Annotated in this window: 1 pseudogene; it reads right to left on the bottom strand. The window is 36.8% G+C overall.

The features are described 5' to 3' along the window. A pseudogene (locus AC0IXC_RS29125) lies at window positions 1-419 on the bottom strand (peptigoglycan-binding protein LysM); the annotation flags it as partial.

The following is a 419-nucleotide window of genomic DNA, read 5'->3' as shown; positions in this document are numbered from 1 at the left end:
TTTGGCATTTGGTTGTTATCCATTATCGGCATCATATTTGGCATTTGGTTGTTATCCATTATCGGCATCATATTTGGTGGTTGATTGTTATCCATTATTGGCATTATATTTGGTGGTTGGTTGTTATCCATTATCGGCATTATATTTGGTGGTTGATTGTTATCCATTATTGGCATTATATTTGGTGGTTGATTGTTATCCATTATTGGCATTATATTCGGCACTTGAATATTAGGCGGTATTACTTGCGGGATAATAACACTTTCTTTTGATACGTTTGGTGAGACTATGCTTCCTACATTTTCTTTCTTCACTTGCGGCGACACTATATTCCCTACATTCTCTTTCTTCACTTGCGGCGACACTATATTCCCTACATTTTCTTTCTTCACTTGCGGCGACACTATATTCCCTACATT

This window comes from Bacillus sp. AC266 (genome assembly GCF_979253805.1).
The sequence above is the reverse complement of the archived record's forward strand: the minus strand, read 5'-3'. Positions and strand labels throughout refer to the sequence as shown.